The sequence below is a fragment of the Paenibacillus residui genome, assembly GCF_042677205.1.
Classification (GTDB): Bacteria; Bacillota; Bacilli; order Paenibacillales; family NBRC-103111; genus Paenibacillus_L; species Paenibacillus_L residui.
The window spans coordinates 66,754-86,121 of record NZ_JBHTIU010000022.1 but is presented as its reverse complement, the minus strand read 5'-3'; the positions used below and the strand labels follow the sequence as shown (position 1 = coordinate 86,121).

Annotated in this window: 17 protein-coding genes; 12 read left to right on the top strand and 5 right to left on the bottom strand. The window is 51.5% G+C overall.

Going from position 1 to position 19,368, the window contains the following annotated elements:
- From ACFQ03_RS06260 to ACFQ03_RS06235, 6 genes are all read left to right on the top strand, one after another.
- Positions 1-229 (top strand): hypothetical protein (locus ACFQ03_RS06260; protein WP_379286837.1); only part of this gene is annotated, 229 nt, incomplete at its 5' end.
- Between the two features lie 342 nt (positions 230-571).
- Positions 572-1,333, top strand: coding sequence for a DeoR/GlpR family DNA-binding transcription regulator (locus ACFQ03_RS06255; protein ID WP_144938023.1), 762 nt, complete (start codon positions 572-574; stop codon positions 1,331-1,333).
- A gap of 159 nt (positions 1,334-1,492) precedes the next feature.
- The gene (locus ACFQ03_RS06250) at positions 1,493-2,596 is read left to right on the top strand and encodes an alcohol dehydrogenase catalytic domain-containing protein (RefSeq protein WP_379286839.1); all 1,104 of its coding nucleotides are present in this window, start codon (positions 1,493-1,495) and stop codon (positions 2,594-2,596) included.
- 263 nt (positions 2,597-2,859) lie between these two features.
- Positions 2,860-3,636 (top strand): sugar phosphate isomerase/epimerase family protein, encoded by a 777-nt coding sequence (locus ACFQ03_RS06245; protein WP_144938025.1) that lies wholly within the window; start codon positions 2,860-2,862, stop codon positions 3,634-3,636.
- Between the two features lie 191 nt (positions 3,637-3,827).
- The gene (locus ACFQ03_RS06240; protein WP_379286834.1) at positions 3,828-5,066 is read left to right on the top strand and encodes a cytochrome P450; all 1,239 of its coding nucleotides are present in this window, start codon (positions 3,828-3,830) and stop codon (positions 5,064-5,066) included.
- A 16-nt stretch (positions 5,067-5,082) separates the two neighbouring features.
- On the top strand, positions 5,083-5,655 hold the full coding sequence (locus tag ACFQ03_RS06235) for a class I SAM-dependent methyltransferase (protein WP_379286832.1): 573 nt from the start codon (positions 5,083-5,085) through the stop codon (positions 5,653-5,655).
- Positions 5,656-5,731: 76 nt separating this feature from the next.
- Here the strand turns inward: ACFQ03_RS06235 and ACFQ03_RS06230 are convergent, their stop codons facing one another.
- The 4 genes from ACFQ03_RS06230 to ACFQ03_RS06215 all read right to left on the bottom strand — a co-directional run bounded on the left by ACFQ03_RS06230 (position 5,732) and on the right by ACFQ03_RS06215 (position 10,774).
- Positions 5,732-7,432 carry a DUF4855 domain-containing protein gene (locus ACFQ03_RS06230; RefSeq protein WP_379286830.1) on the bottom strand — a complete coding sequence of 567 codons (1,701 nt, stop codon included), beginning with the start codon at positions 7,430-7,432 and terminating at the stop codon, positions 5,732-5,734.
- A gap of 63 nt (positions 7,433-7,495) precedes the next feature.
- Entirely contained in the window at positions 7,496-8,335 is an 840-nt protein-coding gene (locus ACFQ03_RS06225) for a carbohydrate ABC transporter permease (RefSeq protein WP_144938033.1), read from the bottom strand.
- The gene (locus ACFQ03_RS06220) at positions 8,335-9,261 is read right to left on the bottom strand and encodes a carbohydrate ABC transporter permease (protein ID WP_144938035.1); all 927 of its coding nucleotides are present in this window, start codon (positions 9,259-9,261) and stop codon (positions 8,335-8,337) included. The genes ACFQ03_RS06225 and ACFQ03_RS06220 overlap by 1 nt, the downstream gene beginning before the upstream one ends.
- A 124-nt stretch (positions 9,262-9,385) precedes the next feature.
- A complete protein-coding gene (locus ACFQ03_RS06215) occupies positions 9,386-10,774 on the bottom strand; it encodes an ABC transporter substrate-binding protein (protein ID WP_379286827.1) in 1,389 nt (462 codons plus the stop codon).
- 425 nt (positions 10,775-11,199) lie between these two features.
- On the opposite strand from ACFQ03_RS06215, the gene ACFQ03_RS06210 reads away from it, so the two are divergent.
- Both ACFQ03_RS06210 and ACFQ03_RS06205 read left to right on the top strand, forming a co-directional pair.
- Positions 11,200-11,466, top strand: a complete 267-nt coding sequence (locus ACFQ03_RS06210; RefSeq protein WP_144938039.1) for a hypothetical protein — start codon at positions 11,200-11,202, stop codon at positions 11,464-11,466.
- A gap of 11 nt (positions 11,467-11,477) precedes the next feature.
- Positions 11,478-12,044, top strand: a complete 567-nt coding sequence (locus tag ACFQ03_RS06205; RefSeq protein ID WP_379286824.1) for a GNAT family N-acetyltransferase — start codon at positions 11,478-11,480, stop codon at positions 12,042-12,044.
- A gap of 469 nt (positions 12,045-12,513) precedes the next feature.
- Here the strand turns inward: ACFQ03_RS06205 and ACFQ03_RS06200 are convergent, their stop codons facing one another.
- The gene (locus tag ACFQ03_RS06200) at positions 12,514-14,070 is read right to left on the bottom strand and encodes a DUF4127 family protein (RefSeq protein ID WP_379286822.1); all 1,557 of its coding nucleotides are present in this window, start codon (positions 14,068-14,070) and stop codon (positions 12,514-12,516) included.
- Positions 14,071-15,243: 1,173 nt separating this feature from the next.
- Between ACFQ03_RS06200 and ACFQ03_RS06195 the strand changes: the two genes are divergently transcribed.
- From ACFQ03_RS06195 to ACFQ03_RS06180, 4 genes are all read left to right on the top strand, one after another.
- Complete coding sequence (locus ACFQ03_RS06195; protein ID WP_379286820.1) at positions 15,244-16,410, top strand: bis-aminopropyl spermidine synthase family protein; 1,167 nt, start codon at positions 15,244-15,246, stop codon at positions 16,408-16,410.
- A gap of 33 nt (positions 16,411-16,443) precedes the next feature.
- On the top strand, positions 16,444-16,929 hold the full coding sequence (locus ACFQ03_RS06190; protein ID WP_379286818.1) for a GNAT family N-acetyltransferase: 486 nt from the start codon (positions 16,444-16,446) through the stop codon (positions 16,927-16,929).
- Positions 16,926-18,224 carry an HAD-IIIC family phosphatase gene (locus ACFQ03_RS06185; protein WP_379286816.1) on the top strand — a complete coding sequence of 433 codons (1,299 nt, stop codon included), beginning with the start codon at positions 16,926-16,928 and terminating at the stop codon, positions 18,222-18,224. The genes ACFQ03_RS06190 and ACFQ03_RS06185 overlap by 4 nt, the downstream gene beginning before the upstream one ends.
- A gap of 313 nt (positions 18,225-18,537) precedes the next feature.
- Positions 18,538-19,041, top strand: coding sequence for a hypothetical protein (locus ACFQ03_RS06180; RefSeq protein ID WP_379286814.1), 504 nt, complete (start codon positions 18,538-18,540; stop codon positions 19,039-19,041).
- Positions 19,042-19,368 lie beyond the last annotated feature (327 nt).

Sequence of the window (19,368 nt, the reverse complement as noted above, 5' to 3'; positions counted from 1 at the left end):
AGAGAGGAATTGTATACATGGTTATTTTTTTATGGTGCGGACTCCGGAATTAGGGGGCCTAGCCGCAATCGCTCTAGAATCCGGCATCGCGCAGATTTTTCCCCGAAAGACCTGCACTTTTGCTTTTCTTTATGAAATAGAAGAGCAGAACCTCGGAGATTCCTTCATCAAACGATTTTCAAGTGGAGTGCCGGAGACTTTCCGCTTATGGCTACAACTCCTAAAATGAGCACAAGAAGCGCCAGAAGCGCCAGAAACGCCAAAAGCGCCAAAAGCGCCAAAAGCGCCAGAATCCCAGAACGCCAGAATTGGCAAACACTGTGCACAAATTTGCTCTTTTGTTCATGTATGCGCTTTAGCGAGCTTATTTTCCCCCTATAAAGAAAGCCCTCTCTATTTTTAACAAGAAAAAGAATAGGAAGAATATCGATTTTATATTGTGGATCGTTAAGAATACTGTTGACAAAAGGGATAGAACTGGAATAATCTATTATCGAGTGGATATAAGCACAAATTTAATTCAAATGAACATAAATAAATGAGTGAATTATTTTATCAAGGGGGGATCAGGATGCTGGCGGCCGAACGAAAGCTTCGAATAGTGGAGTATGTCAAGCAGAAGAGAGTGGCGACGGTATCAACGCTTGCCAAAGAATTTCAGGTCCATGAGGCGACGATCCGCCGGGACCTGGCTGAAATCGAGCAGGAAGGTCTGCTGCGGCGGACTCACGGTGGAGTCATTGTGGACAGGGGAGCCAATAAAGAGCCCTCCTTCTCCGAGCGGGCCTCCGATCAGCTGGAGCAGAAGATGCGCATCGGGCAGAAAGCGGCTGAACTGATCGAGGACGGAGATCACATTATATTGGATTCGGGTACGACCACCATCCATATTGCCCAGAATATTAAAGACCGGTCCAACATTACCGTAGTCACCAACGATATGAATGTCGCAGCCGAGCTGCGTGATGCGCCCGGTATCAAGGTAATTGTGACCGGGGGGGAGCTATACCCATCCAGCTTTATGCTTAACGGCATGTTCACGGATAGGGTGCTGGAGGGGTTGCATGTGCAGAAGGCTTTCATCGGTACTCCAGCGATTCATCCCAAGCACGGGCTCACTCATCCCGAGGCCCAGCTCGTTCCGACGAAGCAGGGAATGATTGCCGCCGCGCAAGAGATTATTGTTGTGGCGGATGATACGAAGATCGGCAAAGTATCACTGCATACAGTGGCTCCCATTCAATCCATCCATACATTTATAACGGGAGAGGAAGCATCGGAATCTTATATCAAGCTGTTCAAGGATATCGGTGTCCATGTGATTGCGGTTTAAATGGTTGAAGCATCGCTAGTTTGCTTAGGCAAAAGCTTTCGAATGACGGCTGGTTGATAGTCCATAGGGGAAATATCCGGCATGCCAATGTTATGGCTTGAACCGAACGCATTCGTTTCCGCTCTGGAATGTGGCGGGTCGCCTCTGCCTCGAAAGGAGGTGATAGTTTTGATAACCGAAAACAAGGATGAGGTTTGCTCGCGCGCATACAGATTGATTCGGCCCGGACATATGGAGGAAACCTTCCTGGAAACGCCAATTCCCGAAGGACATGTAGTCATTGAGCCGACCTTGGCCAGCATTTGTCACGCCGACTTACGCTACTATACCGGACAGAGACGTCCCGAAGCGCTGGCGAAGAAGCTGCCCATGGCTCTTCTTCATGAAGGAGTGGGGCGGGTGGTGCACAGCACAGTCCCGGAATTACAAACAGGAGAACGGGTTGTCATCGTCCCTAACATACCGGGGTATATGCAGGACGGCATAACTCCTGAAGAATGCTGTCCGGTGTGCAAGGATGGGCCGGGAGGAAATTACTGCTCTCGGGGTTATTTTCTGGGGAGCGGTATAGACGGGATAGCCCAAAACCGCCTGGTCATTCCAGCTTCCTGCGCCATACCGATTCCATCGGACCTGCCGGACGAAATTGCCGTATTGTCGGAGCTGTGCTCCGTATCTTACCAAGCCCTCCAACGGGTTCGGGACAGATGGGGCCGGGCACGCGCAGCCGTATTTGGAGACGGTCCCGTCGGATACTTGACGGCCTCGATGATTCATCATTTGTTTGGACTGGATAAAGATCGGCTTAAGGTCTTTGGGGCAGATCCGAACAAAATCGATAAGTTTCATTTTGCCGATTGCGCCATGGTTCAAGAGTATGATTTCGCTGCGGCGGAAACGGTGGACATTGCGGTGGAATGTACGGGCGGAAGATTCAGTGAAAGCGCCGTTAATCAGGCGATAGATATTCTTAATCCGGGCGGAATTCTGATTCTGATGGGAGTTACGGAGGAACGCGTCCCTATCAACACGAGGGATGTGCTGGAGAAAGGCTTGACTCTGATAGGCAGCAGCCGCAGCTATGCCCCCGACTATTATCAGGTGCTGGAGGCAATGAAGGATCCTTCCTACCAGCAAACTTTACGGCAAATATTGCCGGAAGAATGGACCAGAATAAGCAAGCTGGAAGATTATATAGAGGCCATGAACGATGCTGCAGAGCATCGCGGGTGGAAAAAAACGGTACTGGCGTTCCAATGGTAGCACCTATGGAAACGGACCAGCACCATAAAAAGAGAAAAAATAGATACAAGGTTATTGTACACCAGATTACAGAGGAATTATAGTCGAACCTGATTTTGCAGGGACGAATTTGTTCAAGAAGAAGCCGGCGGCATTCCGAAAAAACGCGTTTTTTGGAGCCTGTCGGCTCTTCCTGATGGGAACATCAAGACTAGAATGATATACTGGAAATAATACGCAAATGCTTTGTTTGCGCTTACAAAAATGAGGGAGGAAGTTCGCGAATGGCTATCTTTTTAAATTTATTACCGTACATGAACCGGATTGAAGACAGTGCGGAGTTGTTCGAGCGGTGGAAGGGCGGAGTGGAGATTCCGATGGATGGCCCCAATTGGAGAGAGCCTGTCAACTGGCATCATGAATTTTCACGATTTGCCGATCATCCGGGTCCGATTAGCGTTCATTCTCCGATCTGGGAGCTGAATCTGGCGACTCCCCGTTTCGATCTCCTGAGAAATTATTCTTTGGACGTCTATAGGGAATGCCTCGCTTGGTCTGCCAAGATAGGGGCCGAACAGATGGTAATCCATCCGAGTTTTCCCGTGACCCCGTTATTTCTTCGCAAGGAATCCCAGGAATGCTCCAAGGACAGTCTTAGGAAACTGGGGGAAGAAGCCCGAAAGCTCGGCATCGAGCTGGCCGTGGAGAACGTCGGCTTCCGCGAGCACGCACTGTTCGACCAGGAAGAGTTCGTCCGCTTGTTCGAGGAAATTCCGGAAATTACCGCGCTGGTCGACGTAGGACATGCCCATATTAACGGATGGGACATCCCGCAGTTGATCCGTCAATTGGGAACCCGGCTTAGCGCCCTCCACCTTCATGACAATGACGGGTATGATGATTTGCATCAGCCGGTAGGAGAAGGAACAATCGATTGGGAACCGATTTGGGAAGCTCTGCGGGAATTGAATCACGGCTATCGCGCCATTCTGGAATATCAGTGGGATACTCCATTGGAAACGATGCTAAAGGATGCCGAAGCGATAGAGAAAAAGCTGTAATTTCCGGGAACCCATCTGAAAAAGACTGATATTGTTCCTTAACGAACAAAATGAACTTACAAAGTTTCCCAAATTATTAAATGACCGCCCTATCTACCGGTCGCCTCTTTTTGATATGATGTAGGAAACAATCCCAATGAATGTCAGACGGACGATTTTCTGCATCATTATTTCATTAGTGAGGTGGCGCTATGACCGAGGCAAGAAGTAATTCCGTTCAACAGTTTGAAGGAGAGGTCAGCTTTCAACCTGGTACTCCCGGATTCTATGCTAATCCGCATGTCCTGTACCGCGCTTTGCGTGAACGCGATCCCGTCCATGCGGTGCCGGGTTCGAGCTCTTGGCTGGTAACCCGTTATGAAGATGTGGCCCATGTGCTGAAGGATGCCCGATTCGGCAAAAGAATGGATCATTCGGGGCCTCCCCCGGAGATTGAAGCGGATATCCGGCCGGCCGTGGAGCTTCTCAATCGGTTTATGCTTTTCCGGGATCCCCCGGACCATACGCGGCTGCGCGGCCTTGTCAGCAAGGCCTTCACACCGAGAATGATCGAACTTTTGGTTCCGAGAATCCAGGCGATTACCGATGAATTGCTGGAGGAGATTGCCACGCGTGAGGAGGCGGAGCTGGTCGCGGATTTTGCTTTCCCGCTGCCGGTCATCGTTATTGCCGAAATGCTGGGGGTTCCCGCCGGCGACCGGCAGAAGTTCAAAGATTGGTCGAACCTTGTGGCCTGCCTGATCGATTTCAATGCGTCACGTTCATTGTTCGTTGAAGGCAGTCAGGTCGTTCAGGAATTAACGGAGTATCTGCGGGGCATTGTAGCCGAGCGCAGACGCAGCCCGCAGAATGACTTGATCAGTGCGCTCATCCGCGCGGAAGAGAATGAGCAGAAGCTGACGGAGGAAGAGTTGATCGCTTCGTGCGTCCTTCTTCTGGTCGCCGGTCATGAGACGACGGTCAATCTGATTGCGAATGGAGTATATACTTTACTGACTCACCCGGAGCAGCACGCTTTGCTTCTGGAGAAGCCCGAGCTTATTCCCGGGGCGGTGGAGGAAATATTGCGCTATGAAAGCCCGGTGCAGATGACCTCCCGTTTGGCGCAGACCGATGTTATCATCGGCAGCCGGACGATAACGAGAGGCCAGGAGGTTCTGGTTTCGTTAGGTGCGGCCAATCGGGATCCGGCTGTATTTGCCGAGCCCGACCGTTTCGATATTACCCGGCAGCCCAATCCTCATCTGGCTTTCGCCGCGGGCATTCATTACTGTCTTGGGGCCGCCTTGGCCCGGATGGAAGGTCAGGTAGCTATCGGTTCTCTGCTGCGCCGGTTCCCGAATCTGGCATTAGCCGAGCCGGCAGTTACATGGAAGGAATCGGTCGTCTTCCGTTCTCTGCAATCGTTGAAGGTCAGACTGATCCCTTAATGGAGGAGGAGAAAACATGCACGAACGCCGTTTTAACCCGGACAATTTGGAGAGATTGGATAACCCGGAGCGCCGGAGGACGATCCCTCCCGAGCAAGTGCTGAAGCTGCTTCCGATAGAAGGAAGCGACGTCATCCTCGACGTAGGGGCCGGCACCGGTTATTTCACGATTCCCGCGGCACAGATGACCGGCGGAACCGTGTATGCTCTTGATGTGGAGCCAAGAATGCTGGAGCTGCTCAGAAACCGGGTGGAGGAGCAGGGACTGTCCAACATCGAGAGCAAGGAGGGGCCACTGGAGGCCATTCCGATGCCTGACGGGAGTGTGGATCATGTCATTGCTTCCATAGTGCTTCATGAAGCGGAGCCGTATACGCAGGGGTTGGCCGAAATCGGACGGGTGCTGAAGAAGGGCGGGCATCTGCTCTGCCTGGAATGGGAGCACAAGGTGACGGAATCGGGTCCGCCGCCGAGCCATCGCATTCCTTCGGAGCAGATGGAGGAGTCATTGAAGGAGGCCGGCTTCGAATTGGTCTCGAGACAGGATCCTTCCGATGCCTTGTACCTGATGATTGCCCGCAAGATTTAGCTTGAATTCTTAATCTTGAAATTGCAAGGGACTGCTCTCAGCGGCAGTCCCTTATTTGATGGACCCTAGTCCTCGCCTATTTACGGGCCTTGTAAGTGCCTTTGATAAACTGATAGGTGAGATCATACACTTCGCGTGCGTCGGGATCGTCGGACTGCGCCGCTTTCAGCAACGTTTTCACTTGCTGGTAGTAAGCGTTATAAGATCCCTTCATATAGCCGTATTCCACGCCTTTATCCAGATATGTGTAATACTTGTCACGAATCTCAGGATTGGTCAGTACGGCGTCGCTCATCTCGATCTCGACACCCATGCCGTGAGCGCGGGCGGCTTGAGCAACGGCATCGACACGATCTGCCGTTGTGTTATGGAACGTATAATTCGGCTGCATCAGGGCGGAATCGAAGCCAATGTCCTTCCATTCGTCCCAGCCTCGGCCGAAGTAATAAGGAATCCACTGCAGCCTCGCTCCTTTGGAACGGACGTAATCGCCTGTGCGGCGGATCAGCTCCCCGTCTTTCTCCGCAAGCTGGTAGGCAACGAATTCGTTGTACCAATAGAAGGAGACCAGCTCCAGCTCGGTATATCCGGCCTGCTGCCAGCGATCATAAACTTCGTCCACGAACCAGCGGACGACCTTCTCCCGGTTGGCCAACGCTTGGTCTTCCCCGACCTCGCTTACCTTCATGTTTTCACTGATGCCGTCCCCATCCACATCGCCAAAATCGTTCTGATCGGTACGCGGATATGGAATGGCTATCGCTACTTTAGCCTTATAAGCAGGATTCCCCAATTCCGCTTTGGCTTCCTGGACAGCCTGGTTCAACGCCCCCAGCTCATAATCGTCGCGGAACAGACGATCCAGGAACGACTCGAAGTGGGCTTTGTTGGTCGGCTTTCCAGTAGTTGGCCCGAAGTTGGCGCCATCCAGCAGCGGCGCGTAGGGGAGGAACAAATAGCCGTCGAACATGTAATCGACCCTGTTCATATCGGTATCCACATAAGAGACATAGGGCTTGAAGTCCTCTTTAGTAAACGAAATCCAGTCTGCGGGCTCATATTGCCATTCTCCGGTGTAGATCAGCACTTCGCTGCGAATGCCTCCGGCTTGCTCAGATCCGGGAGCAGGATATTTGATCTTGTCTTTGGGCCCTTGAGGTGAAGGTGTAAGCGGCCGTCCGGACCGGTCCGGCGTTCCCCAGACTTCGATTTCATCCATGAATACCCAGGAGTCGACGGTAATCTCTGCTTTAACATAACGGGCTACCTTGTTAACTCCTTGCAGAGTGAGCTTTTGGGTGAGCGGGCCCTTCTCCGTAGTGGAGATTTCGTTGTTCACCGTGTCCAGCTTCTCCCAGACCTTCCCGTTATGGGAGATGGAGAATTGGACCTGCTTGGGAAAGAAAATGCCGACCGGCAAATCCTGCAGCACATTCACGGAAATTTCCTGAATCGTAGATACTTGCTCCAGATCGATGGTGACGATCCGGCTTCCCTGCCAGATGCTGCCGACATATGCCTTGTTCGAGAAGGTCGTACCGCCGTATTCCCCATCGGTTAATTGCCGGCCTGTATCATCCGGATGGGCGGCCTCCACCGTACTGAAGTGTGAATCCCGCGGATAAGGGGTTTCCAGCGTATAGCTCTTGCCCAGCGCCAAATTGACCAAACCGCCGTCCGGTTCGGAGTGAGCCGGTTGGGCGAAACCGGCCGCAGGGACGAGAGAGATGGCCAGCATCGCTGCTAGGCATAATGAAAACCATTTGCGTAATTTCATAATTTTTATCCTCCTTTGTACCCATGAAGTTTAATAGCTATGAGCTGCCCCTTCAGCCTGCTTCTACTTGAGGCCTGTCAGGGAAATGCCTTGGATGAATTTCTTCTGCACGAAGAAGTACAGGACGACAATCGGAACCGTGAACATCGTAGCCGAGGCCATCAACAATCCCCAGGAGACCTTATGTTCTCCGATAAAGGCCCGCAGGCCGACTGACAAGGTCCACTTGTCGGGATCATTCAGATAGATGAGCGGACCGAGGAAGTCCTTCCATTCATTCAAGAAAGCAAACAGCGCCACCGAATACAGCGCCGGCTTGGCCAACGGCATAATGATTTGCCAATAAATCCGAAATTCCGAGGCCCCGTCGATCTTGGCCGACTCCGTTAATTCATACGGAATGGTCAGGAAAAACTGCCGCATCAGAAAGATGTAGAAGGGGATCCCGAACAGGTTCTGAAGAATGATCGGCCAGTATGTATCGACCATGTTCAGCTTGTTGAACAGCACATAAACCGGGATCATCGTCACCTGGTAAGGCAGCATCATGGAGCCCATCATGATGAAGAACATCAGATTGCGGCCGCGGAATTGAAGCCTGGAGAATCCGTAAGCGGCCAGCGGTGCGGAAATAAGCTGGCCGATCACCGCCAGGGCGCACAAAAACAGCGTATTCAACGTATAGCGAAGAAAAGGAATGGCCTGCACAGCATTGGAATAATTGAGCCATTCGAATGTACTCGGCCACCATACGACAGGCAGCGAGAAGATTTCTTCCTCCGACTTAACCGAGGTTAAGACGAGCCAGACGAAAGGAAGCAGGAACAGCAAGCCGACGAGAGCAAGCCCAAGATGCGGCACCAGGCTTGTGCGGATGGAACGTGCAGCGGATGGTCGGGCCATTATTTCTCACCCCCGTAATAAACCCAGCGTGCCGAAGTTTTGAACACAAGCAGGGTAAGCCCCATAACGAATAGAAACAGAATCCAGGCCATGGCGGATGCATATCCCATATTCAGGAACGAGAAAGCGGTCTGGTACAAATAAATGGCGTAGAACAGCAAGGAATTCTCCGGTCCTCCGACCGACTGGGACGCTTCCGCGAAGATCATCCCTTCGGTGAAAAACTGGAAGTAGCCGATCAGCCCCATAATCAGCAGGAACAATGTGACCGGAGAGATGGAGGGAAGCGTAATGTTCCAGAACTTGCTCCATCGTCCGGCTCCATCGATCTCCGCAGCTTCATAGAACGATTGCGGAACGTCCTGCAGGGCGGCCAAATACAGCACCGTATTCGTTCCCGTCGCCCAGAATCCCATCAGGATGATGGCGGGCTTGGTCCATGCGGGATCGACCAGCCAGTTCGGCCCGTTAATGCCGATGCTCCCGAGCAGATCGTTGACAAGGCCGTATTGCGCATTGAGCAGCCACATCCACAGCAAGGAGCTGGCAACCGCCGGAACGAGAGTGGGCAGGAAATAAATCGTGCGGTACAGAGCCTGCCCCTTTACCTTCGTATTCAACAGCATGGCCATGGCTAACGCGAAGGCCAGGTGGGGAATCAGGCCGAAGACGATCAGGTAGCCCGTATTGAATAAAGACAGATAAAATTTATCATCGGCAAAAAGATTAACGTAGTTCTCCGCTCCGACGACATCGGGCGGGGAGAATAAATTGTATTCCGTGACGCTGTAATAGAACGACATCAGGATCGGATACAGCTTGAAAACAACGAAGCCAATCCACCAGGGACTGGTGAACAACAGGCCGATTAGGAAAGCTTTGAACGCCCTGTTCCGTTGCCCGGCCGTTCTCGTTCGATTGGTCATCAGTTCTTCCGGCCTCCTTCAATGGCTGAATCATAGATAGGGCTTGAACGGCGGCGGACGGACGGCCGAAGAACGCGGAGCATCATCCATGCTGCTTCCCGGCGTCCGCCTGCTGCCTCCCGGATTATTTATTCGCTTTGTCCGCCAGCGGCTGGATCTTCTCCGCCACTTTATCCATAGCTTCCTGGGCGGAAGATTGGCCTTTCAGAGCTTTCTCCGTTTCTTCGCTCAACGCCTGTAAATATTGATTGATATACACGTTGTTGGGGAAGCCCTGCAAATTCTCGCTCTTGGCCCGCTCGTAGAAATCCCACATCGTTCTCAGCTCTTCGTTCTTCGTCAGCCTTTCGTCATCCAGTGCTTTCTTGACGGTCGGAATGACTTTGGACTCCTGGGCGAATGCCACTTGCGTATCGACGCTCATTAAATATTTCAAGAATTCCCACGCTTCGTCAGGGTGCTTCGCTTTCTTCGGAATGAAGACCCCGCGCGGGGAAACCATACCCGATCCCTTCAGGTCGGGGCGATCCGCCGGATAAGGGAATGGGGCGATGCCGATAGGGCCGTCAGCGGTTCTTTCCTCGGTGAAGTTATATTCCCACCCGATGATCATGGCGATTTGACCGGTCAGCATCGGATCCTGCGGCGTGCCTCTTTGGCCGAGCCCGGACTTGAATTTGCCGACGGCATCGTTGCCGTACAGCTCGTAGAATTTGCGCTGATACTCGATGGAGGCAACGTTCTCCTTGCGGTTCGGGGTTACCTTGCCGCTATCGTCCACCCAGGAGCCGCCGAAGATAACGGGCCAGAAAACGTTATCGATCCACGGATAGTCCGGCAGAAAGCCGATGTTGGTCAGATTGCCCGATCCGTCTTTCTTGGTCAGCTTCTGGGCGTAATCGAGAAGCTGGTCCAAGGTCTCCGGCGGTTCGGTAAGGCCGGCTTCCTGGAAGGCTTGCTTGTTATACATAAGGGTGTTGGCCATGCTCATGGTAAAAGGAACGCCGTAGTATTTGTCGCCTACCTTCATTCGTTCCATAGCGGCAGGGACGACCGAGCCGATATCGAAATTGTCCTTGGAGAAATAGCTGTCCAGATCCAATACGGCTCCGGCATCGGCCCAAGGGCCGATGTTGTTCCAGAAGGTCAGGGCCACATCAGGCGGATTGCCCCCTGAAATCGCTGTCAATTGTTTCGTGGCGTCCTGATTACCGAGCACCTTCACCTTGATTCGGTCTTGACTCTTGTTGAATGCTTCCACCGTCGCTTCGATTGGTCCGGAGTCTTTCTCGGACCAGACATGCCAGAACGTAATCTCCACCGCATCCTTCGGTTTATCCGCCGGCTTCTGGGATGGCTGCGTTTGCGGCGATGTTCCGGGCGTGGCTCCGGCGTTGCCGGAAGGGGTTGAGCCGGAACCGGAGCCGGAGCCGGAGCTGCAACCGGCTGCCAAAGAACCGATTAATAAACTAATCAGAACAGGAGAGGTAATTTTTTTGAATCTCGCTTTCATAGACCGAACTCCTCCTTCTTAAAGTCACTGACATAATTTTTTATCTTTTTGCCGCTTTGTCCCGAATCTTGCTGTTGAGTAACACCCTCCCCCTTTTTTACGGACAAGACTGAATCCGCTTACATCGTTTTTCAAAAAAATCAGATAAATTCGGTGCTACTAAAAATATAGCACAGAATGGAATTAAATTCCGCTATTATTTTAAAAAATAACGGTTTTTTTCACCTTGTTCTTAGAAAGAGTGAAAAAAGCTTGCTGCCGGATCTTCAAAAAGTCAGTGAAGGTTAGGAGAGTGTGCCAATATTTGCTATAATAAATGATATATTTTGCGATGGAGAGATTTTCTTGAACGCGAGCGCTTTCTTGAAATACTCCGATTATCTCATACATATTAATATCTATATATAGAAAGAAGGGCTGGCAGAATGAATATTTATTCAGTGAAATATACATCAACCGAAACCTTGTTTGACGAAGAGAAGCAGAGAAAGCAAAACATCGTATCCGTTCGGGCCAAGGACGAGGAAGATGCCAAGCAGAAGGTGCTGGAGAAGCTTAAGGCGGAAGGCAGGCACAGCCAGATCGTGATCCACTCGGCTAGGCTGGAAGGCAAGGTGAAACGAAGCACTCCGCTGCTGATCGGAGTCGTGATCGTTGTTATTCTGATTTTGTTATCGATATTTAACCGTTAATGGAGGGTTCTATGCATATCAAAGGGAACCCGCAAGTAGCTGAAATCCCTCTGACCATGATCAGGCCTCATTTGCAGGGCATTCCGGATGTTGCTCTGCCGGCCCCTTACCGGATTCGTTCCTTCCGGCCGGGAGATGAGCATCTATGGGCAGCCATTGAGTGGCGGGCCGGAGAGTTTCCGAGCCAAGAGCAGGCGGAGCTTCATTTTAACCGCGAGTTCGGGAAGCATCTCGATGAAATGCAGCTTCGGTGCTTCATTCTGGAAGACGGGCCGGGAACCGCCGTCGGAACAACAACGGCATGGTACAACACGTTACGGGGAGAACCGTATGGGAGAATACACTGGGTCGCCATCGTACCGGAGCATCAGGGCCGGGGGTTAGCCAAGCCTCTGCTTTCCCATGTGATGAAACGTCTGGCCGATTTCCATGACAGAGCATATTTGACCACGCAAACGACAAGCTGGAAAGCGATTCAGATGTATCTTCAATTCGGTTTCGAGCCTTGGGTTGTCGAGGAGTCCTGCAGGGAAGGCTGGGCCATGATGGAGGAATTGCTGCAGCGAAAATTACTTTAACGGACCGGATCGGCTGCCAGGCCGTGAAAGCGTTATAGCGAGAAAGACGGTTAGCTGCAACCGGCAAAAGACCCGCAAAAGTGCAGGTCATTGTCGGGTGGGTTGGCTAAAACCGCAAAAGACGAGCAAAAGTGCAGGTCTTTGGAAGGTGGTTGGCTGAAACCGGCAAATGACGAGCAAAAGTGCAGGTAAATTTGGATGTTTTGCTGATTTTACGCATTTTGGCCGGAAAGACCAGCAGATTTGCACGTCTTCTTCGGGATTTACCGAATTTTTGCAAAAAGACATGCACTTCTGTCTGTCCTTGCCCAAGGAAAAGCTTTTATCACCTAATGGACAATCCGAGTAAGGCGAGTATCCGATAGAAGAGGGAAAAAACAGAACAACGCGCGCTGTTTCCAGCGCGCGTTGCTGCTTGATAACGGCGGGACGGGCGCTAACGGCTAATCCCCCCTGCCCCCGGGACCGGCTATCGGTCCAGCTTGACCTTCAATCCGACCTCGAACATTCGCTTCCAAGGCATTTCCACCTGCTCCAGATGAATTCGTTCCGGCTGCAGATCCTGCAGGTAGGTTTCTACAAATTCGGTGAGCTTCTGCCAAACAGTTGCGGTCACTGTATCGTATACGTGAGCGACATCGAAGTAATTGGCCCCGAGACCGGGCAGAACATTCTTCGTAATGTCGGAGCGGACAAGCGCCTGATATCCCCAGTCCTCTATCAGGCGAAGCAGATAGAATTCCCGGCTAAGATGCAGGCGGTCCTCATCTTGCCGCAGTCCGGGACGGCGGTAGTAAGACTCGATAATTCCGTGGGCAATTACCGTTCCCAAAGTATTCCCGGACGTATTCCAGGCCGAATAACCTGCCAGCTTCGGCAGAAGTCCGGAGCGGGACACCATTTTCATGAAGGTGTGGTCGCTGCCGTTGGAATTGGCCACGTCCGCGAGCGCTACGGTCTTGCCTTTGGATGTGTAGTTGCGCATCGCTTGAATGAATTCATTGAAATGAACCTCCGAGAAGTAGGAGCGGTGCCGGTCGCGGAAAGCTCTCGACGATTCGGCGGCATCCTTCTGTCCGACCGGCGGCGAATGGACCATCAGCACTAAATCCGCCTCATGCGATGAGTCCGCCATGAAGGCTCCCCCTGCAGTAATATGCGATTTGATGCTTTCATTCAGGCTGCGGTCCTCATACCGGGGAATCACGAAAGGTCCTTGGGTAGACGAGTACCGGACGAAGATTTCCGGATGGTAGTCCATAGTTTCGCAGAACACTCTCGCGACCAGCGTACACCCGATTTCGTCCGCTCCCGGATATAGGAATACCCGGTCCATGAGGCCCAATTCCTCAGTCAGGAAAAGCAGCCTGCGCTGCTCCATAGCGGAGAAGCCATAATGGGCATTATCATCCAGAGGAATGATCAGGAAGTCTATAATTCCTTCCTCGGCCAGCCGGATGGAATATTCATTGACATAGGAATTAACGCTCCTGCGATGCAGATGCTCTGTCAGCACTTCCTCCGGAATCTTGCGTAGCAGTTCTTCCCATTCCTGCTGTTCTTCAGCATCGAGCTCCTCGCGTTCCTGCTTGTCCTTAAGCCAGGAATAGCGGAAGATGGAGCTTCCGTACTCCGCGTAATAATCCGGCTCTTCATCGTTGCTGCTCGCGGCCGGCGTCCTCATGATCAAATTAAAGGCATAAATTTTCAAATTCGGACGACTCAGCTTTAATTCCCGAAGCAGATCGATTCTTTCTTGGCATTGCTCGGGGCTGTAATGGTGCAGCCGAGAGGGGACGATGCCGCCATACACGAGCATATCGATCGAAAGGATAAGGCTGTCTGCCTGTTCGGCCTCTTGCTTCAGCCATTGGGCGAGTTGATCACAATCCGCCGGGCGTTTCTTATCCCCCAACATGGAAAACGGCGGTACGGAAAGAGGCAGGCCGCCCAAACGGGCAAGCTGCTCGGGATAATCTACATTGCACGGTCTTTCATCCAGCGGCAGTAAAACAATACGATTCAAAATAAATCCTCCTTAAGCTGTAAGTTCTGGGGCTCCCCGCAAAGTACCCGGAATACGCTTCGTAGGCCACGCGTCACTTTGTGGGGAATGTTTGGGGCTCCCCGCAAAGTACTGTATAAACCTTTATCGAAGCAAATCATGAAGAACGACCGCGATTAGAGGAAGGTATAGACGCCGACTCCGTTGGAGTGCAGACGGAATAAGCTGCGAAAGCTATGCGTCACTTTGTGGGGTCATCCTATGAGCGTTTGCCCACATTATAGCATGATTGACTCGGTTACAGCCGAACAATTTTATTTGATTTTGACATTTGCGGTGGAATATTTCTTCAAATGGCGGTGGAGATGAGAACAGGCGGACAGAAGGTGCAGCGCAAAAACAATGGCAGTCCGGAACAAAGGGCCGCCGCTGAGGTCGTTAACAGCGCTTGCTTTCCCGCTTTATTTGAACTATAATTAGAGCAACTTTCAAAATATAGGGGATGTCTTGATGTCGGCGGTTGTTCTTAACTAATCAATTTCATAAGGTCTCTTCCATTTCCATGAGGGATACCACAATATCAGGGCAAGGGCAGACTGGTTCTTTTCCGTTCTGATATTTCTGTGCGACGTCTTCTGTCGTCTGTACGCTGGACGGGTGAAATTCGCGCATTTGAGGTGGTTTATTTCCGTATGGATTCGTGGGAGGACCCATTAGTTAAGAACAACGGTCATCTACCATACCTAACGGATAACGGAGAGCCGTGCTTCTTGAGCACGGCTTTACTGTTGCTTATTTTGCGGGAGAAGTGTAAGGATTTCCATCCTTTTCTTTCGCGATAAGCCGATTCGGGCAGAGGGTGAACGCTTATGTTCATCCTCTGTTTTTTTATGTTTCGGGGCTCCCCTCAAAGCAATGTATAAACCATTATCGAAGCAAAGCAAGAAGAGCGACCGCGTTTAGAGGAAGGTTTAGAAGCCGACCCTTTCAGGGTGTCGGACGGATACGCTTCGAAGGCCGAGCGTCACTTTGTGGGGAATGTTCGAGGCTCCCCGCAAAGTAAGCAAGAAGAGCGACCGCGTTAGAGGAAGATTTAGACGCCGCCCTTTCAGGTTGCGGACGGATACGCTTCGGAGGCCATATGTCACTTTGCAGGTAGTTCTACCTATTTTGAAAGTAAGAGAGGTTATAACCATGAAGGATTATATAAATGAAGCCAGTGCCCATGTACAATTGCAGGAAGGAATCCGGGTGATCGAGCAGCTTTTCCTGGAATGCTATTTAAGACCGGGAATTTCTACGAAGGAGTTGGCGAGAAAAACTTTGCTTCCGCTTCCCGTTGCGGCCGCCATCAAGAAGGAATTGATCCGTGCGGGAGCCTTGCAGCAGGAGCGCGGGGTTCATTGTACTCCGGCAGGCCAAGCTTATATTGAGCGGGAACGGAAGTACGAGGGAATCGATAAGCGGCTGTATCTGAGGCTCATGGAGAAGGAATTCGATTGGAAATCGGAATTGGCCGAGCTTCTGGCGATGCTGCAGGAATGCTTCCATCGCCGTCCGCAGGTTAATGTGCAGATCGATCAATCCAAATGCACCTTGGAGACCAGCTTGAGCCGGGCGGTTCTATGCTTGAGAAACCATACTCTCATAGGTAAAAAAATATTATGCGTAGGCGATGACGATCTTGTCAGCGTGTCGCTTGGCTTTTTGCTCAAAAGACTGTTTCCGTCAGCCTCCGGGCCGAAGGGTATGATCGATGTTGTTGATATTGACGAGCGATTTTTAAGTTATATTAGTGATATAGCAGAGAGGGAAAATCTGCCGATCACCTGTCATCACGCTGATTTGCGCGAGCCTCTGCCGGAGAAGCTGTACGGGCAATACGATTGCTTCTTCACCGATCCGCCTTATACTTTGCAGGGAATGGTTCTTTTTCTCTCGCGGGGAATTAGCGCATTGAAGCCGGGGAAGGGGCTGCCTGTGTTCTTCTCCTTCGCTCATAAGTCACCCGACTTCATGCTGGCCATGCAGCGTGAATTCATTCAGATGGGCTTGACCGTCAGTGAAACGATTCCCTCCTTTAATGAATACGAGGGAGCCGAGATGATCGGAAACCGCGGACAAATGTTCATTCTGAAGTCAACGGAGCATACTCGCCCCGATATTAGCGGTCGTTTCGAGGATGCGATCTATACCGGAGAGGTCAGGAGGACTATGCGCACTTACGGGTGCAAGCAGTGCGGGGAACCGATCCTGGTCGGGATTCAAGGGAGCTATAAGACGATTGAAGAGTTGAAAAACAAAGGCTGCCCCCGCTGCAGCCATGCAACGTTCGAGCTTAAGGAAAAGAAGTCAATATAACGGATTGGATACTCCGGGGAGGAAAAACAGAATATGAAAATACGTACCATACAAGAGAGCGATCTAGAGATTATAGCGGAATACGAGAAAGAGATTTCGGTGATTTCCTTCGGCAGTGAGGCGGTAACGGATCTGGAATTCCACCGCCGCAAGCTGGCCAAGGCCATTCCCCAGGAACAGCAGGGGATGCTGGTGGCAGAGATGGAGGGACAGTCGGCCGGCTGGCTCTGGATGACCCCCAAGGTTAATTTCGTCACCAAGGAGAAATATATTATGTTCAAAAGCTTCTATATTGCCGAGCCTTACCGGGGATCCGCCTGTGCCGAGGCTTTGTTGGATGCAGGGATGCGGCTCTGCAGAGAGCAAGGGGCGAAGCGTATTGTCGGGCATGTCCATGTAAGCAATCTTCCGATGAGGGTGCTGTACAAAAATTATGGGTTCGAGCCTACTCATCTGACGATGGAATATGTAATGGATAATCCGCCCAATCCTGCGGAGGATGGGGGGATGTCGGAATGATCAAATGCCTGATCTGGGATTTGGACGATACGTTATGGGAGGGAACTCTGTCCGAGGATCGCAGGGTGACCTTGCGGCCGGGGATCATTGAAGTGCTCCGGAGCTTGGATGAGCGCGGCGTGCTGCTCAGCATTGCCAGCCGCAATGATCATGAGGACGCGATGGAGAAGCTGAAGGAGCTGGGGCTCGCCCATTATTTCATCTATCCGCAAATAGGATGGGCACCCAAAGCGGAAGGAATACGCCGAATCGTGAGCCGGTTGAACATTGGGATGGATGCCGCCGCCTTCATCGATGATAATCCTTTCGAGCGGGAGGAAGCCCGGGCCTGCTTGCCGGGGTTGGCCGTGTATGAAGCCGGTGTCTATGGGCAGCTTCCTGATTTTCCGGAGTTTCAAGCTCCGGCCATAACGGGTGAAGCCGGGAGACGAAGGGAGCTGATGCTGATCCGGGCTGAGCGGGAGGACGCAGAGAGACAGTTTCCCGGTATGCGGGAAGAGTTCCTGCGTTCCTGCTCCATGGAATTGATGGTACGCCCGGCCCGCCAGCAGGATTTGGCCAGGGTCTATGAATTGGCCGCACGAACGAATCAATGGAACAATGGGCTCGAAAGGGTCTCGCAGGACGTTGTGCGTAATTATATGGAAATGGGAGATAAGAGGCTATATGTGGCGGAGCTCAAGGACCGATTCGGTGACCACGGCATTGTCGCGGTAGCTATGCTGGATCTGCTGGAGGAGGGGCTGGCGGAAATTCGCTTGTTCTGCATTTCCTGCCGGATAGAAGGGCGCGGGATTGGAAATGCCTTCCTGGGGACCGTGCTGGAACTTCTTCAGCTCGATCATCCTGAGCTGCGGGAGGTGCGCTGCGGGTATAAATCGGAAAGCCGGAACCGCCCGGCCTTAATGCTGCTGAAGCTGCTTGGATTCACCCTCCAGGAGAGGAAGGATGACTTTTCCGTGTACGGATTGCCGCTGCCTGTTTCTTATCTGACGCCGGATTGGATCCATGTTCACAGCCCGCGCAAAGCGACAGAACCAGTGGAAGAGAGGAACGGCGATGAGGTGGAGCGAAGAGTGATCAGCTTGGTAGCCAAGCTATGGGGGCGGCCGGAGGTCGGACCGGAGACCGTGCTGCTGGGCGGCCGCGGGATTCTGGATTCGGTGACGGCCGTTCAACTGATTGCGGAGCTGGAGAATGAATTCCGGGTCGTTTTCGATGAAGACGATCTGCTGCTGGAGTCCTTGTCAACTGTCGGAAACGTGGTCCGCTTTATTGAAGCGAAGCTCAACTAGGGACTTCAAAACGGCGATTTCACCTTTGATTCCCTTTCCTCCCTTTACGGGAAGCAAACTATAAGTCCGGCCCGAGCGGAAAGATTTTACGCGGTCGTTCAGTTCGGATGCCGGGGTGCTTCATCTGTATCTCCGTCTATTTATCGAAAAAAGACAAAGAAATGGTTCCAATTGGCGGCGTAACATGATTAAATGAAAAGGAGAGTAGGTCATTCACGGAGACAAGGAATTTTGGCCTAATTTGGGGCGGGTCCAAATATTTCCATTTGCCGCGTTTCGCGTGGCTAATAAAAACTGAGTGAGGTTTACGGTCATGAAGAAAGACAGAGACAGCAATCTGTTGGTCAGAAGATTGTGGTTCAAGACAAAACGGGCTCTATTAAAAACTGCCGCTGTATTAATGATTATTTGGAGTATTCTTTGGTTTATTGTTATGCTGACGAACGGAGTGGATGAAATCGGGTTATTTCTCATTATGATTCTTCTGTTCGGGATTCTTCCGCTCGGCGTTGCCCTCTATATTCTCGGTCATCTGAAGAAAACAAAATATGACCTGCCGGAGCCGGATTATGACCCCTCCAAGGATCAGCAATTGGAGAAAATCGTGCTGGCCATTGCCGTATCCCAGGACGGTCTCGTCACTCCTGCAGATATTGCCTTGGGATCCGAGTTCTCGCTGGAAGTAGCGAAGCAATATTTGGAGTCTTTAAGAGAGCAGGGATTCGCTCATTTGAAGATCGCCGAGAATGGGACTTACGTCTATCACCTTCCCTATGTGCTTTCGTATGACCAGAAGAAAAACGCGGAAAGCATATAGGCCGCCCGGCCCGTTCCGTTGTGGCTTGCCATCTATGCATTATTCATGCGGCTTCCCTGAGTAAGCCGCTTTAATATTTTCGGGCAAGGGCAGCCGCAGTGAATCCGAAAAATAGGAAACAGGCCATATTTTAGCAAAATAAATAGCGGCCAAATTCTAGTTCTGAAGAACTTAAAGACCACTTTTGGACTAAACGGACATCACCGGAACAGACAGCCTTAAGTCGTAATTTCCAAGCGATTAATTTACGTTTTTCGCCAAAACAAGAGACTTTTGACGCTGATAAAAAAACTTTGTCAAATCCTATGAAAGCGCAATAATATTTTG

What these genes read in the sequence shown, in the direction of transcription:
- ACFQ03_RS06245 (WP_144938025.1), top strand. Translation starts at nt 2,860, where the DNA reads ATGGCTATCTTTTTAAATTTATTACCGTACATGAACCGGATTGAAGAC.
- ACFQ03_RS06235 (WP_379286832.1), top strand. Translation starts at nt 5,083, where the DNA reads ATGCACGAACGCCGTTTTAACCCGGACAATTTGGAGAGATTGGATAAC.
- ACFQ03_RS06255 (WP_144938023.1), top strand. Translation starts at nt 572, where the DNA reads ATGCTGGCGGCCGAACGAAAGCTTCGAATAGTGGAGTATGTCAAGCAG.
- ACFQ03_RS06205 (WP_379286824.1), top strand. Translation starts at nt 11,478, where the DNA reads ATGCATATCAAAGGGAACCCGCAAGTAGCTGAAATCCCTCTGACCATG.
- ACFQ03_RS06185 (WP_379286816.1), top strand. Translation starts at nt 16,926, where the DNA reads ATGATCAAATGCCTGATCTGGGATTTGGACGATACGTTATGGGAGGGA.
- ACFQ03_RS06225 (WP_144938033.1), bottom strand. Translation starts at nt 8,335, where the DNA reads ATGGCCCGACCATCCGCTGCACGTTCCATCCGCACAAGCCTGGTGCCG.
- ACFQ03_RS06240 (WP_379286834.1), top strand. Translation starts at nt 3,828, where the DNA reads ATGACCGAGGCAAGAAGTAATTCCGTTCAACAGTTTGAAGGAGAGGTC.
- ACFQ03_RS06210 (WP_144938039.1), top strand. Translation starts at nt 11,200, where the DNA reads ATGAATATTTATTCAGTGAAATATACATCAACCGAAACCTTGTTTGAC.
- ACFQ03_RS06215 (WP_379286827.1), bottom strand. Translation starts at nt 10,774, where the DNA reads ATGAAAGCGAGATTCAAAAAAATTACCTCTCCTGTTCTGATTAGTTTA.
- ACFQ03_RS06180 (WP_379286814.1), top strand. Translation starts at nt 18,538, where the DNA reads ATGAAGAAAGACAGAGACAGCAATCTGTTGGTCAGAAGATTGTGGTTC.
- ACFQ03_RS06190 (WP_379286818.1), top strand. Translation starts at nt 16,444, where the DNA reads ATGAAAATACGTACCATACAAGAGAGCGATCTAGAGATTATAGCGGAA.
- ACFQ03_RS06195 (WP_379286820.1), top strand. Translation starts at nt 15,244, where the DNA reads ATGAAGGATTATATAAATGAAGCCAGTGCCCATGTACAATTGCAGGAA.
- ACFQ03_RS06220 (WP_144938035.1), bottom strand. Translation starts at nt 9,261, where the DNA reads ATGACCAATCGAACGAGAACGGCCGGGCAACGGAACAGGGCGTTCAAA.
- ACFQ03_RS06230 (WP_379286830.1), bottom strand. Translation starts at nt 7,432, where the DNA reads ATGAAATTACGCAAATGGTTTTCATTATGCCTAGCAGCGATGCTGGCC.